Genomic DNA, 2,757 nt, shown 5'->3' with positions numbered 1-2,757 from the left:
GTGGACCCTCGACAAGTCCTATCGTTCCAGATCGGAGGCACTTTCGCTTTCATGATCGGCTATGCGGACCGACGCTCATGAAAGAGCGAGGCTAAGCATCAGATCACCGTCCCGGATCAAGCGCAGCGAACCGTCGCTACACCTGATCGGCCAGTCACCTAACGATCGGGTCGCAGCCCGAACATGCCGTGTTCGGGCTCGCCGGTCGGAAGGTCGTTAATTGGACTCCGCATTGCCGGAGAGTCCAGCTCAGCGCACCGGCCTGCGGCCTCCCTCACCAAGAACGTCCGCGCGCAGCACAATCTCGAGCGTGAGGCGATCATGCGCATCCAAGGTTTGACCGTGATACCCATCCGGGGAACGGCCGTGGCGCGAGGGATGGGTCTCGACGACCGCTGCTGAGATGCGCCACCCGCCTCCGGCAACCGGAGAGAACGATGCTTCGTAGAGTCCGAAGCCCGTCCAGCTGCGGTGCAGGAACACGGTCTGGCCTTCAACGAAGACGTCCCACTTCTCGTCCATGTTGCGGGACTTCCAACCCAGTTTGATCTGCTCCCATTGCTCGTCAGACCAGATTCGCGTGGGCAGCTCCGTCATCGGAGTCGGCACGAGAATCGGCAGGACCTTGCCGGGCAGGGACGAGCGGGTCACTGGAGAGGGCGCGATCATCCGCAGATCGTAGGCGTGCCTTCGCCGTCCAGCCGACCTCCGAGCCTGAACGCCCGTACCATCGGCGCCAGATCCTGACACACACCAGATAATCGATCTTGACCAGGTGTAAAGCAACCTGCGACGCCCATCCGTCAAGCATCATGCGAGCCCAGACATCCCCACCGCCGCCGTGTCGTACTCCGAATGATGCGTTACAACCTGGCTCCGGTTGATGGGCGACAAGATCAAGCCGGGTAGCTATGCCGTACCTGCGCGAAGAATGATCGGGCAGCCAGCTCACCGGAACGGTCACGGGTCCACGCTGCCCACCGGGCACCGGAGCCGGGCAAGACGGCAGCGAACGTCTTCCAGATGTGCAGCCGGAAACCATCCTCCTCCCACCAGTGCTCGGTGTACCCGTACGCCTCGGGTATCAAGGCGAGGTTCTCCGTGTGTGCCTCGACCGCCGTCAGGCTTGGCGCGTCGTCGAGCGATACCGGCGTCCAGGTGGCGCACTCCTGATACAGCGCCTCGGCTTCAAGCAGCGCCTCAACGTTAGGGAATACCGGCACCGCTGGCGCCGAGCCTGTGAAGCAGTACACGACCGCACCGTCGCCACGCAGCCATACCGTGTACGGGTGCGCGACGTCGTGCTCAATGAGGTCTGCCATCGCGTCCTGATCCCCGGCGCCGTAGTCGTCTGATGCCCACGGCACCGGTACGAACGTGACGGCTTCCTCGAACGACCAGGCAATGCTGCGATACCGAAGACCCCCGAACCGGGCCGCAGCCTCCTGGAACAGGGCCGACGTCGCACGGACGTCCACGCCAGGCAGCCGGCGTAGCACCGACCGGAGCTCGTCTGCCGTAGGTCCATCCGACGGGTCGAACGAGGTCCGCTCGGCGGCGTGCCTCAGGAAGCGAGCGGCTCTGGGCGACAAGCCCGCTGGATCGTCCAAGACGTGACGCATGGTCTCCATGATCGAGGGTGTCCACGCAGGTCTAGCCGCGGGTGTCACGCATCAGGTGACATCTCGATGCAACGCATCAACTGGAGCCCAACGTCCCCACCGCCGCCGTTGTGCTGTCCCGGTAGATGCTTGACATCGGCGTCCCAGTAGCTGCTCGACGGCGCGGTCGCTGCGAAGGCTGATTCAGCTGGCCTGTGCGTTCTGGTCGCGACGCCACAGCCGCACGTGCCACGGGTTCGCGCCCTGCACCGGCTCGGTCGTGATGACGGCCGAGGGAGCCGACTCCACGAGGTGAAGCAGCGTCCACGACAAGCCGAAGCAGTTGTCCTCACCGAAGCAGGCCGTCAGGAGCTGGGCTTCTTCGTCGGTTACCGGCTTTGCGATGGCCAGTAGGCGGCGTTCAAGCTCCTCGAACGCCTCGTCGCCGTCCTCGTCGTTGTCTTGCTCCGAGGGCAAGACACCAAGGCTGCAGAACGCCACTACCTCGTCTCTGACCGGCATAGCCTCGTCCCTCTCCTGATCGTGGCATGACCGTACTAGATCATCAGTCAAGTAACTACTGGGACGGATCGGTCAAGCAGGAACTGGGTAGATACCTCACCGCCGCCGAAGCCGATCTTCATCAACGCAACAACTGCGGCGACATGTCGGTCTCGCTACGCGAAGCGTTGGTCGTAGCGGTACGTCTTGGGACGTGCGTAGGCTCCCCACGTGAGTGACCTCGTCGAAAGGGCGGCGCGGACCGCCGCCGAAGCGCTATCCGAGACTCTCCCGCGCAGATGGCGGCATGTGCAGGCTGTGGCTGCAAAGGCTGAGGCAGTCTCGCGGATCCTTCCACCGGCGGATCGCGCGTTCCTGGTTGCGGCTGCTTGGCTGCACGATGTGGGCTACGCGCCGGATATTGCCCAGACGGGCGCACGCACTGTACGGCGCTCGGTGGCTCGCCAGCGAGGGGCACCCCATCCGCGTCGCCAGCCTGGTCGCGTACCACTCGTGCGCCATCTATGAAGCCGCCGAACGCGGCCTGGAGGAAGTTCTTACTAGCCTCGGTCTTTCACGAGTAGTAGATCTTGTCGCGCATTCGGATACGTGATTACGCCTGTCGGTTCCTGCTGGTGACGGGCATGCTGCTGGC

At 63.8% G+C, this 2,757-nt stretch carries 3 protein-coding genes; all 3 read right to left on the bottom strand.

Features of this window, described 5'->3' with window-relative positions:
- Nucleotides 1-249: 249 nt before the first annotated feature.
- Nucleotides 250-669 (bottom strand): hypothetical protein, encoded by a 420-nt coding sequence (locus AB0J67_RS40470; RefSeq protein WP_363491027.1) that lies wholly within the window; start codon nt 667-669, stop codon nt 250-252.
- A gap of 227 nt (nt 670-896) precedes the next feature.
- Complete coding sequence (locus tag AB0J67_RS40465; protein ID WP_363491025.1) at nt 897-1,478, bottom strand: hypothetical protein; 582 nt, start codon at nt 1,476-1,478, stop codon at nt 897-899.
- Nucleotides 1,479-1,805: 327 nt separating this feature from the next.
- Nucleotides 1,806-2,123, bottom strand: a complete 318-nt coding sequence (locus AB0J67_RS40460; RefSeq protein WP_363491023.1) for a hypothetical protein — start codon at nt 2,121-2,123, stop codon at nt 1,806-1,808.
- Between the last annotated feature and the right edge of the window lie 634 nt (nt 2,124-2,757).

The organism is Catellatospora sp. NPDC049609, from assembly GCF_040675365.1.
Classification (GTDB): domain Bacteria; phylum Actinomycetota; class Actinomycetes; order Mycobacteriales; family Micromonosporaceae; genus Catellatospora.
This window is presented reverse-complemented; position numbering and strand designations above follow the sequence as displayed.